This is a genomic window from Allobosea sp. NPDC055594 (assembly GCF_053618995.1).
Genome location: NZ_JBSHIO010000006.1, coordinates 319,336 through 338,257, shown reverse-complemented (window position 1 = coordinate 338,257; position 18,922 = coordinate 319,336). Strand labels below are relative to the sequence as shown.

Annotated in this window: 19 protein-coding genes; 14 read left to right on the top strand and 5 right to left on the bottom strand. The window is 66.7% G+C overall.

The features are described 5' to 3' along the window. Positions 1–29: 29 nt before the first annotated feature. From ACWGRX_RS15135 to ACWGRX_RS15100, 8 genes are all read left to right on the top strand, one after another. Positions 30–1,229 (top strand): CaiB/BaiF CoA transferase family protein, encoded by a 1,200-nt coding sequence (locus ACWGRX_RS15135; RefSeq protein WP_452118200.1) that lies wholly within the window; start codon positions 30–32, stop codon positions 1,227–1,229. Positions 1,230–1,301: 72 nt separating this feature from the next. Continuing rightward, a complete protein-coding gene (locus tag ACWGRX_RS15130; RefSeq protein ID WP_452118199.1) occupies positions 1,302–2,537 on the top strand; it encodes an ABC transporter substrate-binding protein in 1,236 nt (411 codons plus the stop codon). A gap of 12 nt (positions 2,538–2,549) precedes the next feature. Next, positions 2,550–3,425 carry a branched-chain amino acid ABC transporter permease gene (locus ACWGRX_RS15125; protein WP_291636637.1) on the top strand — a complete coding sequence of 292 codons (876 nt, stop codon included), beginning with the start codon at positions 2,550–2,552 and terminating at the stop codon, positions 3,423–3,425. A gap of 4 nt (positions 3,426–3,429) precedes the next feature. Beyond that, positions 3,430–4,323, top strand: coding sequence for a branched-chain amino acid ABC transporter permease (locus ACWGRX_RS15120; protein ID WP_291650466.1), 894 nt, complete (start codon positions 3,430–3,432; stop codon positions 4,321–4,323). Then, on the top strand, positions 4,323–5,084 hold the full coding sequence (locus ACWGRX_RS15115) for an ABC transporter ATP-binding protein (RefSeq protein WP_452118198.1): 762 nt from the start codon (positions 4,323–4,325) through the stop codon (positions 5,082–5,084). Before ACWGRX_RS15120 ends, ACWGRX_RS15115 begins: the two co-directional genes overlap by 1 nt. Continuing rightward, positions 5,081–5,818, top strand: coding sequence for an ABC transporter ATP-binding protein (locus ACWGRX_RS15110; protein WP_452118197.1), 738 nt, complete (start codon positions 5,081–5,083; stop codon positions 5,816–5,818). Before ACWGRX_RS15115 ends, ACWGRX_RS15110 begins: the two co-directional genes overlap by 4 nt. A 15-nt stretch (positions 5,819–5,833) precedes the next feature. Then, positions 5,834–7,183: an amidase gene (locus tag ACWGRX_RS15105; RefSeq protein ID WP_452118196.1), complete on the top strand. Its 1,350-nt coding sequence runs from the start codon at positions 5,834–5,836 to the stop codon at positions 7,181–7,183. Between the two features lie 29 nt (positions 7,184–7,212). Beyond that, positions 7,213–8,619 (top strand): FAD-binding oxidoreductase, encoded by a 1,407-nt coding sequence (locus tag ACWGRX_RS15100; protein ID WP_452118195.1) that lies wholly within the window; start codon positions 7,213–7,215, stop codon positions 8,617–8,619. A gap of 150 nt (positions 8,620–8,769) precedes the next feature. Here ACWGRX_RS15100 and ACWGRX_RS15095 read toward each other — a convergent pair whose 3' ends face one another. Genes ACWGRX_RS15095 through ACWGRX_RS15075 form a run of 5 tightly spaced genes read right to left on the bottom strand, consistent with a single transcriptional unit; the run spans position 8,770 to position 12,495 of the window. Next, a complete protein-coding gene (locus ACWGRX_RS15095) occupies positions 8,770–9,831 on the bottom strand; it encodes an ABC transporter substrate-binding protein (RefSeq protein WP_452118194.1) in 1,062 nt (353 codons plus the stop codon). 3 nt (positions 9,832–9,834) lie between these two features. Next, a complete protein-coding gene (locus ACWGRX_RS15090; RefSeq protein WP_452118193.1) occupies positions 9,835–10,164 on the bottom strand; it encodes a hypothetical protein in 330 nt (109 codons plus the stop codon). After that, entirely contained in the window at positions 10,161–10,919 is a 759-nt protein-coding gene (locus tag ACWGRX_RS15085) for an ABC transporter ATP-binding protein (protein WP_452118192.1), read from the bottom strand. The genes ACWGRX_RS15090 and ACWGRX_RS15085 overlap by 4 nt, the downstream gene beginning before the upstream one ends. Beyond that, positions 10,916–11,722, bottom strand: a complete 807-nt coding sequence (locus ACWGRX_RS15080; RefSeq protein ID WP_452118191.1) for an ABC transporter permease — start codon at positions 11,720–11,722, stop codon at positions 10,916–10,918. Before ACWGRX_RS15080 ends, ACWGRX_RS15085 begins: the two co-directional genes overlap by 4 nt. Next, positions 11,719–12,495, bottom strand: a complete 777-nt coding sequence (locus ACWGRX_RS15075; RefSeq protein ID WP_291636647.1) for an ABC transporter permease — start codon at positions 12,493–12,495, stop codon at positions 11,719–11,721. Before ACWGRX_RS15075 ends, ACWGRX_RS15080 begins: the two co-directional genes overlap by 4 nt. A gap of 518 nt (positions 12,496–13,013) precedes the next feature. Here ACWGRX_RS15075 and ACWGRX_RS15070 point away from each other — a divergent pair. The 6 genes from ACWGRX_RS15070 (at position 13,014) to ACWGRX_RS15045 (ending at position 18,896) form a co-directional block, all read left to right on the top strand. Continuing rightward, a complete protein-coding gene (locus tag ACWGRX_RS15070; RefSeq protein WP_452118190.1) occupies positions 13,014–13,760 on the top strand; it encodes a response regulator transcription factor in 747 nt (248 codons plus the stop codon). After that, on the top strand, positions 13,757–15,133 hold the full coding sequence (locus tag ACWGRX_RS15065; protein WP_452118189.1) for an ATP-binding protein: 1,377 nt from the start codon (positions 13,757–13,759) through the stop codon (positions 15,131–15,133). Before ACWGRX_RS15070 ends, ACWGRX_RS15065 begins: the two co-directional genes overlap by 4 nt. Before the next feature lie 81 nt (positions 15,134–15,214). Next, complete coding sequence (locus ACWGRX_RS15060) at positions 15,215–15,469, top strand: hypothetical protein (protein ID WP_452118188.1); 255 nt, start codon at positions 15,215–15,217, stop codon at positions 15,467–15,469. Between the two features lie 2 nt (positions 15,470–15,471). After that, positions 15,472–16,926: a TolC family protein gene (locus tag ACWGRX_RS15055; RefSeq protein ID WP_452118187.1), complete on the top strand. Its 1,455-nt coding sequence runs from the start codon at positions 15,472–15,474 to the stop codon at positions 16,924–16,926. Between the two features lie 18 nt (positions 16,927–16,944). Then, positions 16,945–18,381 carry a multicopper oxidase family protein gene (locus tag ACWGRX_RS15050; protein ID WP_452118186.1) on the top strand — a complete coding sequence of 479 codons (1,437 nt, stop codon included), beginning with the start codon at positions 16,945–16,947 and terminating at the stop codon, positions 18,379–18,381. Positions 18,382–18,407: 26 nt separating this feature from the next. Then, positions 18,408–18,896 (top strand): cupredoxin domain-containing protein, encoded by a 489-nt coding sequence (locus ACWGRX_RS15045; protein ID WP_452118185.1) that lies wholly within the window; start codon positions 18,408–18,410, stop codon positions 18,894–18,896. The last annotated feature ends 26 nt before the right edge of the window (positions 18,897–18,922 follow it).

Genomic DNA, 18,922 nt, shown 5'->3' with positions numbered 1-18,922 from the left:
TGACCTCAGAGAACACAGGTTCGAACACCATGAGCAATCGTCTTCCCCCGCTCTCGGGCATGAAGGTTCTCGACCTCTCCCAGATCATGGCAGGGCCCTACTGCACCATGGTGCTGGCGGATCTCGGCGCCGAGGTGATCAAGGTCGAGAAGCCGGTCACCGGTGACGATTCCCGTGAGATGGGACCCTATGTGAATGGCGAGTCCAGCTGCTTTGCCCACATCAACCGGAACAAGCAGGGTGTGTCGCTCAACCTCAAGGATCCCGAGACCCGCGAGATCCTCTACGACATGGTCCGCTGGGCCGACGTCGTCGTCGAGAACTATCGCGTCGGCGTGACCAAGTCGCTCGGCGTCGACTACGAGACGCTGAGCGCCATCAATCCGCGCCTGATCTACTGCTCGATCTCCGGCTATGGCCAGACCGGGCCGTATTCCCGCAAGGGGGGATTCGATCTCGTCGCGCAGGGGCTGACCGGCATCATGAGCATGACGGGCGAGCCTGGCGGCCGTCCGCTCAAATCCGGCATCGCGATCTATGATGTCGGCGCCGGCCTGACCGCCGCCTATTCGATCATGGCGGCCTATGTCCACCAGATCCGCAGCGGCGAGGGCCAGCAGATCGACATCTCGCTCGCCGAATGCGGCCTGCCCTGGTTCGTCTGGGAGGCGGCGGCTTATTTCGCCGAAGGCACCGTCGCCCAGCCGACCGGCAGCCGCCATCGCGTTTCGGCGCCGTATCAGGCGCTGCGCACGGGCGACGGCTTCATCGTCATCGGTGCAGCCAACCAGCGCACCTGGGAGAAGCTCTGCCGCGACGTGATCGGCCGTCCGGATCTCATCGACGATCCGCGCTTCCTCACCAACATGGACCGGATGACGAATATCGAGGCGCTCGAACCGCTGCTCGAGGAGGCTTTCGCCTCGGCCGACGCCGCGACTTGGATCACGCGCTGCGAGGCGGCGAGCGTGCCTTGTGGCCCGATCAACGATTTCGGCGATGCGATGAACGATCCGCATTATCTTGCGCGGGGCATGGTCGAGCAGATCGAGCATCCCAAGCTCGGTGCCATGAAGATGATCGGCATCCCGACGAAGTTCTCGAAGACCCCCGGTGCGATCCGCAAGGCTGCGCCGCTGCTCGGCGAGGATACCGATCTCGTGCTGCGCAATTTCGGGGTGCCGGAAGACCAGATCGCGAACCTGAGGGCACGCGGGGCCGTTCAATAAGGCGGTATCCGGGGCCGCTACGGCCCCCAATAACAAAAACGAGCCGGAACAACCAACCACAAGGGAACGACGATGAGACAGCCATACGACCTATCGCGGCGCGGCTTCCTGATTTCCGGAACGGCCGCGGCGACATTGGGGGCCCTGCAGGCCCCGGTGTTGGCGCAGGAGAAAGTGTTCCGCCTCGGAGCGCTGAACTCGATCACCGGGATCGGCGGCCCCTACGGCCCCTACATGCTCGAGGCGATCAAGATCGCGGTCAACGAGGTCAACGAGGCCGGCGGCGCCGCCGGGCGCAAGTTCCAGCTCTTCGCCGAGGACGACCAGACCAAGCCGGAAGCCGCCGTGCTCGCCGTGAAGAAGCTGGTCGAGATCAACAAGGTCGAGGCGGTGGTCGGCATCTGGCCGTCCTCGGTCGGCCTGGCGACCATGCCGATCACCAACGACGCCAATGTGATCACCATGAACACCTGCGGCGCGCCGGAGATGTTGACCGAGAACAAGAAGGGGCTCGCCTGGATGTTCCAGGCCTCCAACGCGATCTTCGGCAACGCCTTCGCCGAGGTCGCCCGTCAGCGCGGCTTCAAGCGCCCGGCGGTGATGGCCTTCAACAACTCGACCTTTGTCGGCCAGGCCAACTACTTCAAGAACGCCTGGGAGAGCGGCGGCGGCAAGGTCGAGGCCTTCGTTATCTACGAGCCCAACCAGAGCAGCTACCGGACCGAACTGGCGCGTGTCCTCGCGACCAAGCCCGACGTAATCTCGCTGAGCGCCTACCGCCCCGACGCCACCATCATCCTGAAGGAATGGTTCCAGACCGGGCAGGACTGCAAGTTCATCATGCCCGGCTGGACTGCCAATGAAGACCTCGTCAAGGCGCTCGGCAAGGAGGCGACCGAGGGTCTGATCTCGATCTCCAACGTCGCAGCCGACAAGCACGAGGCCTATAAGCGCTTCGCGGCCGCGTTCAGGAAGGTGGCCAAGCGCGAGCCGGACATCTTCGCCGCGCAGAGCTACGACATGGTGATCACGCTGGCGCTGGCGCTAGAGGCTGCCGGGCCGCAGGCCGATGTCGCCGGGGTCAACGGCAAGATCCGCAGCGTCACCGGCGCCGGTGGGACAAGGGTCAACGGCTTCGCCGAGGGGCGCGACCTGCTGAGGAAGGGCGAGAAAGTCGACTATGAAGGCGCCTCGTCCCGTCTCGACTTCGGCAAGCACGGCGAGACCGTTCCCGATTTCGGGGTCTCCGACATTCGGGACGGCAAGCTCGTCCTGAAGGAGACCATCCCCGGCAAGCTGCCGGCATAGGAAAGCTCTCCGATGGACTTGATCTCGATCGCCAATGCCGTGATCAACGGCGTCGTGATCGGAATGCTTCTGGCGCTGCCGGCACTCGCGATCACGCTTGTGTTCGGCATCGCCCGCTTTCCGAACGCCGCCACCGGCGACTACATGACCCTCGGCGCCTACACCACCATGGCCTCCCAGCTCGTGCTGGGCGGCTCGATCGTGGCCGCGGTGCTGGCGGCGATGACGGCGACCGCCGCCATCTCGCTGCTGATGTATTTCTGGGTCTTCCGGGCGCTCTCGGAGCGCTCCCATGTCTCGCGCCTGATCGCGTCCATCGGAGTGGCCTTTGCTGTCCGCAGCACGATCACCTTCTTCGCCGGCCAGGATCAGTATGTCATCGACGTTCCGCTCGTCCGGGCCTGGAACTTCGGCGGCCTGCGTATCCTGCCGACGGACCTCTACATCGTCGGCGCGGCGCTGACTGCGCTCTTCGTCGTCTTCTTCATCATGTATCTGACGCCGACCGGTCGGCGCATGCGCGCCATCGCCGACAGCGCCGAGCTCGCCGCCGCCAGCGGCATCCGTGCCCGCCGCGTGATGATCTTCCTGTGGACCATCGCCGGGGCCTTCTGCGGGCTGGGCGGCGCCCTGCTCGGCATCAAGGCCGTGGTGCTGCCGGAACTGGGCTGGGAACTGCTGATGCCGATGTTCGCCGGCGTCATTCTCGGGGGCATCGGCAGCCCGGTCGGGGCGGTGCTCGGGATCGTGACCTTCAGCATCGCGCAGGAAGTCGCGAGCCTCTATGTCGGCCCCGCCTACAAGATCGTCCTCGCCTTTTTCATTCTTCTCGTCGTGCTGCTCCTGCGTCCGCAGGGCATGCTCGGCCGTCCCATCGCTGCGAGGTGATGTCATGGAAGGCTATTTCATCGCCATCGCCATCAGCGTGCTGGTCTACCTGCTGATGGCCAGCGGCCTGGCGCTCCAATACGGCTTCACCGGGCTCGTCAATTTCGGCCATGTCGGCTTCTTCGCCATCGGCTCCTATGCCTCCGCGCTGCTCGCGCTGAAGGGCGTGCCGGTGCCGGTCTCCCTGGCGGCGGCGGCGCTGCTGGCGGCGCTGGCGGCCTATCCGATCGGCATCATCGCCCTGCGTCTGGGAGGCGACTACCTCGCCATCGTCACGCTGGGCTTCTCCGAAGCGGTACGCATGACGCTGCAGACCGAGGAGTGGCTGACGCGCGGCATGCATGGCTTGCCCGGCATTCCGCGCCTGTTCGCCGGCTGGGTCGAGCCGCGCTATATCGACCTGTGCATCCTGTTGCTGCTGGTCGTGGTCTGCGTCGCGGTGTTCTTCGCGATCCACCAGATCATCAAGAGTCCGTTCGGCCGCGTCATCGAGGCGATCCGCGACAATGAGGTGGCGGTGCGCGCACTGGGCAAGAACCCGGCCCAGTTCAAGACCCGCTCGCTGATGATCGGTGCCGGCATCGCCGGGCTCGCCGGCGGCCTCCAGGCCCACTACCTGACCTTCATCAGCCCCGAGCAATACGTCCCGCTGATCACCTTCTACATCTGGATCGCGATCGTGCTGGGCGGGGTCGGCTCGCTGCGCGGCGTCGTCATGGGGACGGTGCTGCTGGTCGGCTTCCTGGAAGGCTCGCGCTTCCTGCGCGACATCTTCACCGGGATTTCCGAGGTCCAGCTGGCGAGCGTCCGCATCTGGATCATCGGCATGGCCCTGATCTGCGTCGTGCTCTACCGGCCCCAGGGCCTGTTCGGCAAATCCGCTGAGAGGAAGCACTGATGGCCCTCCTCTCCGTGACCGACATCACCGCGCGTTTCGGTGGCTTCAAGGCGCTGAGCTCGGTTTCCCTCGAAGTCGGCGAGGGAGAGCTCGTCGGGCTGATCGGCACCAACGGTGCCGGCAAGAGCACGCTGTTCTCCGTGGCCACCGGCTATATCCCGGCCGGGTCCGGCAGCGTGGTCTTCCGTGGCGAGGACATCACCGAGCTCGCGGTTCACCAGCGGGTCCGGCGCGGGCTGGCGCGCACCTTCCAGGTGCCGCGCGAGTTCAGCCAGATGACCGTCTTCGACAACATGATGGTGGCGGCCCGCGACCAGCGCGGCGAGAAGCTCGCAAACCTGCTCTTCGCCCGGGGCGCGATCCGCGAGGAGGAGGACAGGCTGGCGCAGCGCGTGCGCGAAGTCCTCGCCTTCCTCAATCTCGCCCGAGTCACCGACGAGCTCGCCGGCAAGCTTTCCGGCGGCCAGAAGAAGCTCCTGGAAATCGGGCGACTGCTGATGCTCGAGCCGAGCTGCATCATGCTCGACGAGCCCTTCGCCGGGGTGAATCCCGTACTGATCGGCCAGCTCTGCGAGCGCATCGTCGAATTGAACCGGCGCGGCATCGCCGTGCTGATCATCGAGCACAATCTCGCCGAACTCGCGCGGCTGGTGCCGCGCCTCTACGCGATGGACCGCGGCCAGGTGATCGCCAGCGGAACGCCCGAGGCGGTGCTCGCCGATGCCGGCGTCCGCGAAGCCTATATGGGAGGGGTGATATGAGTCTGCTCAGGATCGCCGGGCTCTCCGGCGGCTATGGCGATGTCGACATCATCAGCGGCATCGACATGGTGGTGGCCGAGCGCGAGATCGTCACCATCGCCGGCACCAACGGTGCCGGCAAGTCGACCCTGATCAAGGCGGCGATGGGCCTCCTCCCGCGCCTCTCGGGGGAGATGAACTTCAACGGCATCGACCTGATGCGGCTGGCGATCGAGGATCGCATCCGCGTCGGCATCTCCTATGTCCCGCAGGTCCGCAACGTCTTCGGCACGTTGACGGTGCTGGAGAATCTCCAGGTCGTCGAGCACGTCACCGGGAAGCCGCAGCGCATCCGCGAGATGTTCGAGCTCTTTCCGGCCCTAGCTGGGCGGCGTGGCACCTATGCCGAGAATCTCTCGGGCGGCGAACGCCAGCAGCTCGCCTTCGCCCGCGCCCTGATGTCGTCCCCCCGGTTGATCCTGCTCGACGAGCCTTCGGCGGCGCTGTCGCCGGCTTTGACTGACCAGGTCTTCGCCGAGGTGCGCAAGCTGCCCCAGGCCGGCGTCGCCGTGCTGATGGTCGAGCAGCGCGCCCGGCAGGCGCTGGCCTTCAGCGACCGGGGCTACATCCTCGATTCAGGGCGCATCGTCCTGACCGACACCGGCGCCAATCTGCTCGCCAACGAGGAGATGGGTGACGTCTACATCGGCCGGGGCCATGGCGCCGGCTCTCCTGGCTCCCACGCGCAGATCTAGAACAGGACACGCCCAATGAACGATATGACTGTCGGCACCCGTCCCGTCGCGCCGCGACGGCCGGCTGCAAGCGCCACGGCCATGCTCACTGTCGCCGAGGGCCTGCGCGCCCTGGAGCAGGGCAGCCTGACCTGCGAGGCCTGGGCCCGCGCCTGCCTCGAGCGCATCGAGGAGCGTAATTCCGGTGTCCGGGCCTGGGTCCATGTCGGGGCCGAGGCGGCGATCGAACGCGCCCGCCTGTTCGACCGCAACGGCCGCAGCAAGCCGTTCGACGGCGTCCCCCTCGGCCTCAAGGACACGATCGACACCGCGGACATGCCGACCGAGCTCGGCGATCCCGAGATCTTCCCGGGGCGCCAGCCGAAGCTGGACGCGCCGGTCGTGACGATGGCGCGCAATCTCGGCTTCAACGTGCTCGGCAAGAACACCGTGTCGCGCCACGCCATCATGCTGCCGGGGCCGGCGCGCAACCCGCATGACCTGACGCGTACGCCCGCCGCCTCCTCGGCCGGCTCGGGCGCGGCGGTCGCGGACTTCATGGCGCCGCTGTCGATCGGCACGCAGACGGCCGGCTCGATCCTGCGCCCATCCGCCTTCTGCGGCGCCGTCGGCTTCAAGCCGACGCTCGATGCGATTCCCTATGTCGGGATCAGGACCTATTCGCGTCCGCTCGACGTGATCGGGCCGATCTGCCGCTCGGTCGAGGACGCGACCCTGTTCATGAAGGGTTTCACCGGCGATCCGCGCTTCGACACCACTGCCACGCTGCGGCGCGACCTTCGCGTCGGCGTCTGGCGCACTAAGGATTTCGACCAGGCTGATCCTGCTGCCCTGGCGATCTTCGAAGGCCATCTGCGCAAGCTTGAGGCCGCGGGCGCGACGGTCAGGACGCTCGCCATGCCGGCGGTCTTCGATGGCATCGGCGAAGCGCAGGACGTGATCATGGCCTATGATCTCTCCCGCGAATATGCCGACATCAAGCGCAATCATGCCGAGAAATGCGACCGCGAGCTGATCGAGTATCTCGAACTGGGCGAGAGCTATACCGCGGCAGACTACGCGCAGGCGCTCGATGCCGCGGATCGCTGCCGGCGCGCCTATTACGATGTCGCCGGCGATGTCGACGTCATCGTCATGCCCTCGACGCTCGGCGAGGCGCCCGAGGCGACGAGCACGGGAAGCTCCGCCTTCATCCGCATCTGGTCGCTGCTCCACAACCCCTCGATCACGCTGCCGGCGGCGCGTGGCCCGTCCGGGCTGCCGTTGGGCTTCCAGGTCGTCGGCTGCGTCAAGGAGGATGCGCGCCTGCTTTATGATGCACGCTGCATCGAGGCCATTCTCGGCAGCACCGCGCATCAGGCCTGAGCCGGATCTCCCGGCAGCGCGGAGCGACCATGATCGACAGGTCACATCTCGATGCGCTCGCCGCGCTTGTCGGCGATCGCCATCTGCTCGTCGACCCGGCGGACAAGGCCCGCTACGAGATCGGGGCGCGCTATGACGAGGGGCGCGCCGCCGCGGTGGTCCGCCCGGCGACGACGGCCGAGGTTTCGGCGGTCGTCGCCTATGCCGTCGCGCATGGGCTTACGCTCGTGCCGCAGGGGGGCAATACCGGGCTCGTCGGTGCGGCGACGCCGGACATCTCCGGGTCGCAGCTCGTGCTCAGCCTCGACCGGCTCAACCGCCGGCCGGTCGTCGATCCGACCAACCGCACGGTCGAGGTCGAGGCGGGCGTTCGTCTCTCGCAGCTCAACGGGCTGCTCGCCGAACATGAGCTGTTCCTGCCGATCGATCTGGGCGCCGATCCGATGATCGGTGGCATGATCGCCACCAACACCGGTGGAGCGCGCTATCTGCGCTACGGCGCCATGCGCCGGCAGGTGCTGGGGCTCGAGGTCGTGCTGCCCGACGCCGAGGGCACGATCCTCGATCTGCGCAGCGGCCTGCGCAAGGACAATTCGAGGCTCGATCTCAAGCAGCTGTTCATCGGCAGCTGTGGCGCCCTCGGCATCGTCACCAGGGCTGTTCTCGATGTGCAGCGCCGCCCGCTGCAAGCGGCGACGGCGCTGCTCGTTCCCGCCAGCGACGACGCCATTCCCCATTTGCTCGGGCTGGTCGAGCGCGGCTGCGGCGAATATCTCAGCGCGCTGGAGGGCATGTCGCGCAATGCGATGGCGCGTGCGCTCGGCCATGTCGCGCGACTGCGCAATCCCTTCGCGCGCGGCGAGATCCCGCCCTATGCGATCCTCGTCGAGCTGACCCGGTCATGGCCGGCCCGCGAGGGCGAGGCGAGCCTCGAAACCGTGCTGGAGCAGGTCCTGGGCGAACTCTTCGAGCAGGAGGAACCGCTTTTGGCCGATGCTCTGATGGGGCGCGGCGAGGAACTCTGGGCCCTGCGCCATTCCCTGTCCGAGGGCTTGCGGGCCTCGGGACACGTCATCGGCTTCGACCTCTCCTTACGCCGATCGGATCTCGTCGCCTTCCGGCGGGAAGTGGCCGGCGTGCTGGGCGCGGAGTTCCCCGAGCTCGCGATCTGCGATTTCGGCCACATCGCCGATGGCGGCATGCATTTCAATCTCGTGCATCCGGGTTCTCCCGATGCCGGCGAAATCGCCAGGGTCAAGGACCGGGTCAACGATCTCGTCGTATCCAGCTATGGCGGGAGCTTCAGCGGCGAGCATGCGCTCGGGCGCGCGAATGCCGCGCTCTATGCGCGCTATACCCCGGCGCGCGTCAGGACCCTGTCGCACGCGCTTCGGCAAGTCTTCGGAACAGGCTCGGTCGGATCGGTCGCGTATTGAAGGGCGCTGGGCCAGGGCGCTGCCTGCTTGCGACTGCACCGACCTTTCGCAGGATCCGCATCGGGATTGGCATCTCCGCGGATCGGCGAGGCGCGGAGATGCGCCGGCGACGGCGGCACTCGGTCGCCGCCGCCCGCCAATCGCGATAGGTCAGGGCTTGAATTCGTAGCCCGGGCCGATCGCGACATCCGCCGGAATCGGCGGCAGGTCGTTGAACAGGGCAGGGTGCTCCTGCATCACCTTGAGGATGTGCTTGGGCTCGATGTGCTTGTTGACGTCGAAGGTCGACTTCAGGAAGCCGAGCCGGTTCAGCCGGTCGAGCGCCGCCCACATCGCCCGGTAGTTATTGGCCGAGAGGCGCCTGTCGGCCTGCTGGATGTTGAACTCCATCGCCGCCTCGGCGATCTCCTGCTTGAGACCGGAGATCCAGCGCGTACCGACCTGTGCCGCGAGCTTCGGGTTCTTGCGCATCCACTGGTCGGCCTCGGAGACCGCCGCCAGAAACTTCTCGATCTTCGGCCCGTTCGCAGCGACCCAGGGCCGCATGCCGACATTGAAGCCGACATAGGCGATGACGTCGCCGCCGCGAATGATCTCGACCGCGCCCGGCACGTCCTTGAGCGCGATGATCGGCCAGGGGTCCCAGCCGACGAAGGCGTCGATGCCCTTGGCAAGGAGCGCAACCGTCATGTCCGGCGGCGGCGTGTTGACCAGCGTGACGTCGGCCGGCGTCAATCCGCCCTTCTCGATCAGGGCGAGGATGTAGAGATGGTTGATCGTGCCGAAGGAGGCCGCGATCTTCTTGCCCTTGAGCGAGGCGAGGTTGCCCTTGGTGATGCCGGAATCGGCGCGGGCGACCAGCGCCATGGTGGCGTCCGAGCCGCCGCGGTGAGCGCTGCCGCTGTAGTTGCCGAGCGCCACCAGATCCATGCCGCGCACGACGGCGCCGATCATCGGTACGCCGACCTGGACGATCTCGCTCTCGCCGGCTTGAAGCGCGTTCAGCGCGTCGACGCCGGTCGCGTAGGGCCGGGCGATATCGACATCGAGGCCCCACTTCTCGAAGAAGCCGCGCTCCAGCGCGATTGGCAGGCCGAGCTGGTCGATGCCGGTGACCATGCCGGCCTTCATCTTGACCAGCTGCTGCGCCCTGACGCCAGCCGGCGCGGCGATGACCGCGGCTCCAGCTAGCATAGTCCTGCGTGTGATCATGCTCTATCCTCCCGGTTGCAAGGGCTCAATTCTGCTCACCCAGTAGTAGCGGGCGATGGCGCTGAGTTGGTTCTTGTCGATGTTCCTGACCTCGACGCTGTTGCCGTCGGTACCCGAGACGCGTCCGAAGCGCTGGAATATCAGGATGTGGAAGCGCTCGGGCACGAAAGGCAGGGTGATCAGCGCGTTGACGCGCTGACGCTCGGGGAAGCCGCCCGCGACCTTGGACGGGGCGTGGAGCACGAGCCAGGCCTGCCAGGCGAGCCACGCGGCCAAGAGGCCGAGCAGGATGCGGCCCCGTCTCGATGAGAGCGCGGCGCGGGCGAGCTTCATGCCGCCCTCACCAGCGCCAGGACCTTGTTGGAAAGCTCCTTGAAGTCGTCATCCTCGACCAGTTGGTCCCAGACGCGCGGTCGCGCCAGCGGGATCTCGACCTGTTCGAGGATATGGCCCTTCGACAGGACGACGACGCGGTTTGCCAGGAAGACGGCCTCGGGCACGTCATGGGTGATGAAGATCACCGTCGGGCGGCGCTCCTCCCAGATTCGGGTGAGCTCCTCCTGCAGGGTCATGCGGGTCTGGGCGTCGACGCTGGCGAAAGGCTCGTCCATCAGGAGGATGTCCGGCTTGTTGGCCAGCGCCCGGACCACGCCGACGCGCTGCTGCATCCCGCCGGAGAGCTCGTTCGGATAACGGTCGGCGGCATGAGCCAGCCCGACCAGGTCGAGATATTCGCGCGCGATCTCGTCGCGCTCGGCCTTGGCGATGCCGCGCATCTTCGGCCCGAAGCCGACATTCTCCAGCACCGTCTTCCAGGGGAAGAGGGCAAAGGACTGGAACACCACCCCGCGGTCGGCGCCCGGCCCCTTGACCGGCTCGCCGCCGACCAGGATCTCGCCGCCCGATTGCGGGATGAAGCCGGCGACCATGTTGAGGATGGTCGACTTGCCGCAGCCGGACGGGCCGACGATCGAGACGAATTCGCCGGCCGGGACATCGAGCGAGATGTCGTGCAGCGCCGTGTGCTGCGAGCCGGCATAGAGGTCGAAATAGGTCTTGGAGAGCGATTTCAGGCTGAGCGATTTCACTGTGTCACCAGTCCCCAGCGACGCCCCGTCGCCCGCTCGATCGGAGCCAGCACCCAAGCGTCGACAATGTACCAGAGGATGCCGAGCACGATCATGCCCAGCACGATTTCGACCACCGAGCCGGCCCGGCGCGCATCGAACATCATGAAGCCGATGCCGCTGGTGCCGACGATCATCTCCGCGGCGATCAGCGCGCGCCAGCCATAGCCGAGCCCGTTGCGCAGGCCGGTGATGATGTTCGGCAGCGCGCCGGGGATCACCACCTCGGTCAGCACCCGCGACGGCGTCGCGCCGAGGCTCTGGGCGGCCCGGTAGAGCTCGATCCGCACCGAGCGCACGCCGAGCACGGTGTTGAGCACCACCGGGAAGAGCACGGTGTAGACGATGATGATCGTCATCGTCGTCATGCCGAAGCCGAACCAGATGATCAGGATCGGCAGCCAGGCGATGTCGCCGATCGCCTGGAAGAACAGCAGGATCGGCCAGAGGGCGGTGTAGGCGCGCCGGCTCAGGCCGATCAGCAGGCCGAGCGGGATGCCGAGCGCGATGCCGACGGCCGCGCCCGCGGCGAGCCGGGCGACGCTGTCGCCGAGATATTCCGGCAGGATGCCTTTGTAGACCAGGGCGCCGAAGGCGCGCACGACATCCATTGGCGACGGGAAGAAGGCCGGCGGGAACGGTCCCCAGGCGGCGACGCCCCACCAGAGCGCGACGACCGGAACGAAGGGGGCGAGCGTCTGCAGCACCGGCCATTTGGCGGAGGTGCGGACCCACCAGCTCCAGAGAATGAGGGCGGCGTTCATGCGCGCACCAGGCCCCAGCGTTCGATCGTCGCGCGTTCCAGGGGAGCGAGGATCAACCGGTCGATCAGCAGCCAGAGCGTGCCGATCACGATCATGCCGAGGATGATTACCTCGGTCTGGTAGAAGTCGCGCGCGACGAACAGCATGTAGCCGAGGCCGACATTCGTCGCGATCATCTCGGCCGCGATCAGGCCGCGCCAGGCGAAGCCGAGCCCGGTGCGGATGCCGGTGACGATGTTCGGCAGGGCGCCGGGCAGCAGCACGTCGCTCAGCATGGCGAGCCGGCCCGCCCCGAGCGAGGCGGCGGCGTTGCGTATCGGCATCGGGATCGTCGAGACCCCGAGCAGTGTGTTGTAGACGACGACGAAGAAGACGGCGTTGAAGATGACGAAGACGATGGCGCCGAAACCATAGCCGAACCAGAGCGTCGCGATCGGGATCCAGGCGATGCCGGCAAGCACCGAGAAGAAGCGCAGCAGCGGCGTCAGGAAGGCCGAAACGCCCTTGCTGATTCCCATGAGTATGCCGAGCGGCACCGCGACGATGATCGCCAGCACGGTGCCGATCGCGACGCGCGCCAGGCTGGTCGCGACATGGGTGAGCAGGGTGCCGTCACGCAGGCCGGCGATACCGGCGGCGAAGACGGAGGAAACGCTCGGGAAGATCTGCGGCCTGACTTCGAATACGGGAACGACGATCGCCCAGATGACGACCAGGAAAGCCAAAGGCGCGACGAAAGTCAGCGCCCCCGCCAAGCGGTTGCCTGCGACCATGCATCCTCCCTGTGCGTGCGCCATCGGCCCACGAAGCAATCAATCCGCCCGCACCATGAAGGTGAGTGCATATTCCGTATGCGCGTCTCTTGCGGCGGTTCGATCGAGCGAACCTCAAGACTTCGCATTTTGCATACAAGAACGTACAGGCGGGTTTCCCGAGCGGCAAGCCGGATCTTCCAACGGAACCATGTCGAGATCACCGCGGGCTGAGGTCGCCTGGAGCCTTCCCCCCGGCTTGCGCGGCTTCTTCGCTGCCCGACTCCTTGCAAACTCCGCCGCGACGGGCTCGACTCGACGGCCAACAAGATGAGACAGGCGCGGGGCAGGGCGCCGAAACAATTTGTCACGATCGTATCGAGGCCGGCCGCGCTATAGCATCGGACCGAAAAGCGGGATCCACTTTTCGGAAAACTCCGATGCGATAACAAAAAGATAGATCACCGTGACTGCGTCCGAACCGATGAGCGGTGATCTGGAAGAAGCCTTTGCCACGAACGACCAGGGACCAGCATGCCGTGAACGACACTGCCGCGAGCCCCGCACCGCTCGGCTCGCCAGAGGCCCATATCCTCGTCGTCGATGACGATCCGCAGATCCGTTTCCTGGTCAGCCGCCTGCTCCGGGCCAATGGCTACCGCGTCAGCGCCGCCGCCGATGGCCGTGAGATGACCGAAAGCCTGAAGGGGGCGCCGGTCGACCTGATCGTGCTCGACGTCATGCTGCCCGGAGCCTCCGGCTTCGAGCTCTGCCGCGAGCTGCGTCGCAGTTCCGCCGTCCCGGTGATCATGTTGACGGCGCGCGGCGAGGAAAACGACCGTATCTCAGGTCTGGATCTCGGCGCCGACGATTATCTCGCCAAGCCGTTCAGCCCCGGCGAGCTGGTCGCACGGATCAACGCCCTGATCCGGCGGGCCCGGCGGGCGGTCAGCCAGCCCGGTGCTGCCGCGGTGCGCAGCTATGGCTTCTCCGGTTGGACCCTCGACATCGTCCGCCGCGAACTGGTCGATCCGCAAGGCAGCGTCGTCGATCTCAGCACCGGCGAGTTCGACATGCTGCGCGCCTTCGTCGAGGCACCGGGCAAGGTGCTGTCGCGTGAGGCGCTGCTCGACATCGCCAAGAACCGCGTCGCCACCGGCTTCGACCGCGTCGTCGACGTGCAGATCAGCCGCCTGCGCAAGAAGATCGAGGCTGGCGGCGATGCCATGATCAAGACCGTGCGCGGCACCGGCTACATGTTTCTGCCGGAGGTCGAGCGTCGATGAACTGGCGCGCCGCGGATACGATCCAGTCGCGCACCATCATCGTGCTGTTGCTGGGGCTGGGGCTTTTCCACTTGCTCAGCCTGTGGAGCTATCAGGTCGGGCTGCGTTCCGAGGTCGATCTCGCCAATGAGAGCCGGCTGGCCGAACGGCTGGTCACCATCAAGCGCGCCGTGCTGGCATTGCCGGTCGAGGAGCGCGAGACGATCGCGCATTCGCTTTCGGGCGGCCCGATCGAGGTCCATTGGAGCATGACGGAGCTCACTGCCGGGGGCGCCGGGGCCAGCGCCGGACCCGAGTTCGAGCCCTTGCGGGGCAGACTGCTCGAACTTGCGCCAGAACTCGCCCAGGAGCGCCTGATCCTCTCGGCGCCGCGCCTGCCGGATGGCGGCATCGATCCCCATCAGTTCCAGCTCTCGATCAGGGCACCCGACGAGGGCTGGGTGAATTTCAGCGTGACGAGGCTCACCGGCCCACATGGCAGTATGCACGGCATCGTCTGGTCGACCAGCCTGATGGGACTCGGCGTCATCCTCGTCGCGATCCTGATGGTCCGCTGGCTGACAAGGCCGCTGCGCATGTTCGCCGATGCCGCGCGCCGTGCCTATGTCGGGGCGGAGGCGCTGCAATTGCCGGTCGAGGGGCCGGCCGAGGTGCGCGAGCTCGCCAGCGCCTTCAACGACATGCAGAACCGGATCAAGCGTCTGATCGACGAGCGCACCCAGACGCTCGCTGCGATCTCGCATGATCTGAAGACGCCGCTGACCCGGCTGCGGCTGCGGGCACAGGAGCTGCGCGAGGCGAAGGGCGCGCGGGACGAGGCGCTGCCTGCCGCGATCGATGCCGATCTCGACGAGATGGAGGCGATGCTCGACGCCAGCCTGACCTTCCTGCGCGGCGAGCGCAGCGAGGAGCCGCTACGCGATTTCGATCTCGCCGCCCTGCTGGAGACGATCAAGGATGATGCGCTCGATGCCGGCCACGACGTTGTGCTGGAAGGGCCGGGCAAGCTGCGCTGGCGCGGCCGGCGGCTCTTGCTGAAGCGAGCTCTGACCAATCTCGTCCACAATGCCGCGCGCTATGGCGGTCCGCTCCGGATCAGCCTGGCGCAGGACGCCGGCGGAGCGGAGATCCTGATCGACGATGACGGTCCAGGTCTGCCGGAGACGGACCTCGAGCGGGTCTTCATGCCCTTCGTGCGCCTCGAAACCTCGCGCAGCCGCGAGACTGGCGGCGTCGGTCTCGGCCTGACGATCGCGCGCAGCGCGCTGCGCGGCCATGGCGGCGACGTCACCTTGCAGAACCGGCCCGAGGGCGGTCTGCGGGCGCGCGTCCGGCTGCCGCAGGCCGGGGATTCGGCCCGTTCCGGGCGCTGAAACAATATGTAACACCGCTCCGGAGGCCGTTTCGCTAATTTCGCTTCGTCAGCCGATTCACCTCTGCGAAGCCAGCGAGCGATGCCGACCGAGCCTCTACCGCATCCTTTCCGACGTTTCTTTCGGGCGCGCAATGTCGCGGCCGTCCTGGCGCTCGCCGCATTGGCGGCGGGCTGCAGCCCGACCTATCCGCTCGCCGGCCGCCACCCGGCCGACCCGAGCGTCGCCGTGCCGGCACCGTCCTATGTCGCCGTCTCCGGCGCCAGGGCGCTGCGCCCGGCCGAGCCCAGGGGCTGGCAGGATCTCAACCGCCAAGTGACGCCGAAGGGGCAGTGATCGTGAAGCAGCGGAACCTGTCCCTCCATGGCCGCCGCTGCCTGCCGGTCGCGCTCGCCGTCCTTCTCGGAGGCTGCGCCTCATTCTCGCCCGATGCCGGGACCGGCGTCGCCCGTGACGTCGCCTTCGCCGAGCTCAACAAGGATGTCGTCAAGATCAGCGATGCGGCCGGGGCGATCAGCGCCAAGGCGCGCGTCGACCAGCTTTTGAAGCAGCCGCTCAGCGCCGATGCCGCCGTCCAGGTCGCCCTGCTCAACAATCGCGGCCTGCAGGCCGCGTTCAACGAGCTCGGCATCGCCGAGGCACAGATGGTCGCTGCCAGCCTGCCGCCCAATCCGACACTCGGCATCTCCAGCCGCTCGGGGCGCTTCGCTCTCGAGATCGAGCGGCAGATCGCCGGCAGCATCTTCGCACTGGTGACGCTGCCGGCGCGGGCCGAGATCGCCCGCGAGCGCTTCCAGGCCGCGCAATTGCGTACCGCCGAGACGGTGCTGAAGCTCGCTGCCGATACGCGCCGGCAATATCACCGCGCCGTCGCGGCCAATGCCCAGGTCGGCTTCATCGAGCAGGCCAAGGGCTCGAGCGACGCGGCCGCCGAATTGTTCAAGCGCCTCGGCGAATCCGGCGGCGTCAACAAGCTCGACCAGGCCCGCGAATTCGCCTTCGATGCCGAGCTCGGAGCCCAGCTCGCCCAGGCGCGGCTCGTGCAGCGCCAGGAACGCGAGCGGCTGGTGCGCCAGCTTGGCCTCTGGGGCGACGAACTCAAGTTCAAGTTACCCGGTATGCTCGCCCCGTTGCCGCGGCTGCAGAGCGTCAAGGCGATCGAATCCGAGGCGCTGCGCAAGCGCATCGATCTCAAGGTCGCCCGCGCCGATCTCGATGCGCTCGCCGGGGCGCTCGGCCTGACCAATGCTACGCGCTTCGTCAACGACATCGATCTGCTCGGCCGCCGCACCTATGACCGTGGCCGCAGCCTGTCACATGCCGGCGAAGTCGAGCGCGAGACCAGCCGCAGCCGCACGGTCGAACTGGAGATCGAGATCCCGATCTTCGATTTCGGCCAGTCCAAGGTGGTCCAGGCCGAGCAGACCTACATGCAGGCCGCGAACAAGCTGGCGGAGAAGGCGGTCAACATCCGCTCCGAGGCGCGCGAAGCCTATGTCGGCTATCGCGCCACCTACGACATTGCCCGCCAGTACCAGAACAATGTCCTGCCGTTGCGCAAGATCATCCAGGACGAGTCGCTGCTGCACTATAACGGCATGCTGATCGACGTGACGCAGCTCATCACCGATGCGCGCGCCCGCATCCTCTCGAACGTCGCGGCCATCAATGCGCGGCGGGATTTCTGGATCGCCCATACCGACCTCAAGCATGTCGTCATCGGCGGCGGGGCGGGCGGGGGCGGGGCCACCGTGGCTGCCGCGTCCGGCGGCGAGGCCGGCGGCGGCCATTAGCGAGCGGGGAACGACAGCATGACCATCTCACGCAGGGGCTTCATCGGCACCTCCGGCCTCGTCGTCGCCGCGGCCGGCGCGGTCTCCGGTCGCACCGCCTTCGCCTCGGTGCCGGAGGCGCCGACCATGAAGGAGGCGACGACCCAGGCGCCGCTCGTCCCGACCACGGGGCCGGACTACCAGCCGGTCGCGACGCTGAACGGCTGGACCTTGCCCTGGCGCATGAACGGCGACTGGAAGGAGTTCCACCTCGTCGCCGAGCCGGTCGAGCGTGAGCTGGCGCCCGGCATGAAGGCCTATCTCTGGGGCTATAACGGCCAGTCGCCGGGGCCGACCATCGAGGCGGTCGAGGGCGACAAGGTCCGCATCTTCGTCACCAACAGGCTGCCGGAGAGCACCACGATCCACTGGCACGGCCAGCGCCTGCCGAACGGCATGGACGGTGTCGGCGGGCTGACCCAGCCGCATATCCCCTCGGGCAAGACCTTCGTCTACGAGTTCGAGCTGCGGCGCTCGGGCACCTATATGTACCATCCCCATTCCGACGAGATGGTCCAGATGGCGATGGGCATGATGGGCTTCTTCGTCGTCCATCCCAGGGACCCGGCCTTTCGCCGCGTCGATCGCGATTTTGTCTTCCTGCTCAACGCCTTCGACATCGAACCCGGCTCCTATGTGCCGCGGGTCGCCGAGATGACCGACTTCAACATGTGGTGCTGGAACAGCCGTGTGTTTCCGGGCATCGACCCCTTCGTCGTGGGCAAGAACGACAAGGTCCGGATCCGCTTCGGCAATCTGACCATGACCAATCACCCGATCCATCTGCATGGCTACGAATTCAAGGTCTCGTGCACGGATGGCGGCTGGGTCGACCCGGCAGCGGCCTGGGACGAGGTCTCGATCGATGTCGCCGTCGGCCAGATGCGCGCCTTCGACTTCGTCGCCGACGAGCTCGGCGACTGGGCGATCCACTGCCACAAATCGCATCACACCATGAATGCCATGGGGCATTCGGTGAAGAACTATATCGGCGTCAGCAAGAAGGACCTCGCCAAGCGCATCGCCAGGATCGCGCCGGGCTACATGCCTATGGGCTCGACCGGCATGGGCGAGATGGGCGCGATGGAGATGCCGCTGCCGGCCAATACCTTGCCGATGATGACCGGCTTCGCGCAGTTCGGGCCGGTCGAAATGGGCGGCATGTTCTCGGTGCTGAAGGTCCGCGAGGGGCTGGCGAAGAACGACTACAAGGATCCGGGCTGGTTCAAGCACCCCGAAGGCACCGTCGCCTATGAATACAAGGGGCCGGCGCTCGTCGAGGCGCCGCGCACGGAGGGGCCCGACAGCGGTGCGCCTTCGGTCGACTGGCGCGCCAAGGATCCGCGCAAGCCGAAGCTCGGCCCGGACGGAAAACCGCTCTCCCGCGCCAGATCCGGCGGACATTCCCATCATTGAGGCGCAATCGCAAACGGAGCACGCCGATGAAGACGCAGATCAGATCCATCGTCCTTGGCGCGGCCGCGGCGCTCGCCCTGTCGACGGCGGCCTTCGCCGGTCCCGGCGGCGCCGGCCACGAGCATGGCGACGAGACCGCCTATGGCAAGCCGGGCGATCCGAAGAAGAAGGCGCGCATCGTCCAGGTCTCGATGACCGAGCGCGACGGCAAGATGCTGTTCATTCCGGACCGGATCGAGGTACGCCGCGGCGAGCAGGTCCGCTTCCAGCTGCGCAACAAGGGCGAGCTCGACCATGAGCTGGTCGTGGCGACACTGGAGGAAAACCTCAAGCACGCCATCGAGATGCAGAAAAATCCCGACATGGAACATGACGACCCGAACGCCAAGCGCCTCGCCCCGAAGAAGAACGGCGAGATCCTCTGGCAGTTCACCAAGGCCGGTGAGTTCGATTTCTCCTGCCTGATCCCCGGCCACCGCGAAGCCGGCATGACCGGCAAGATCATCGTCAAGTGAACCGAGGCCCCAAGGACGACAGGAGT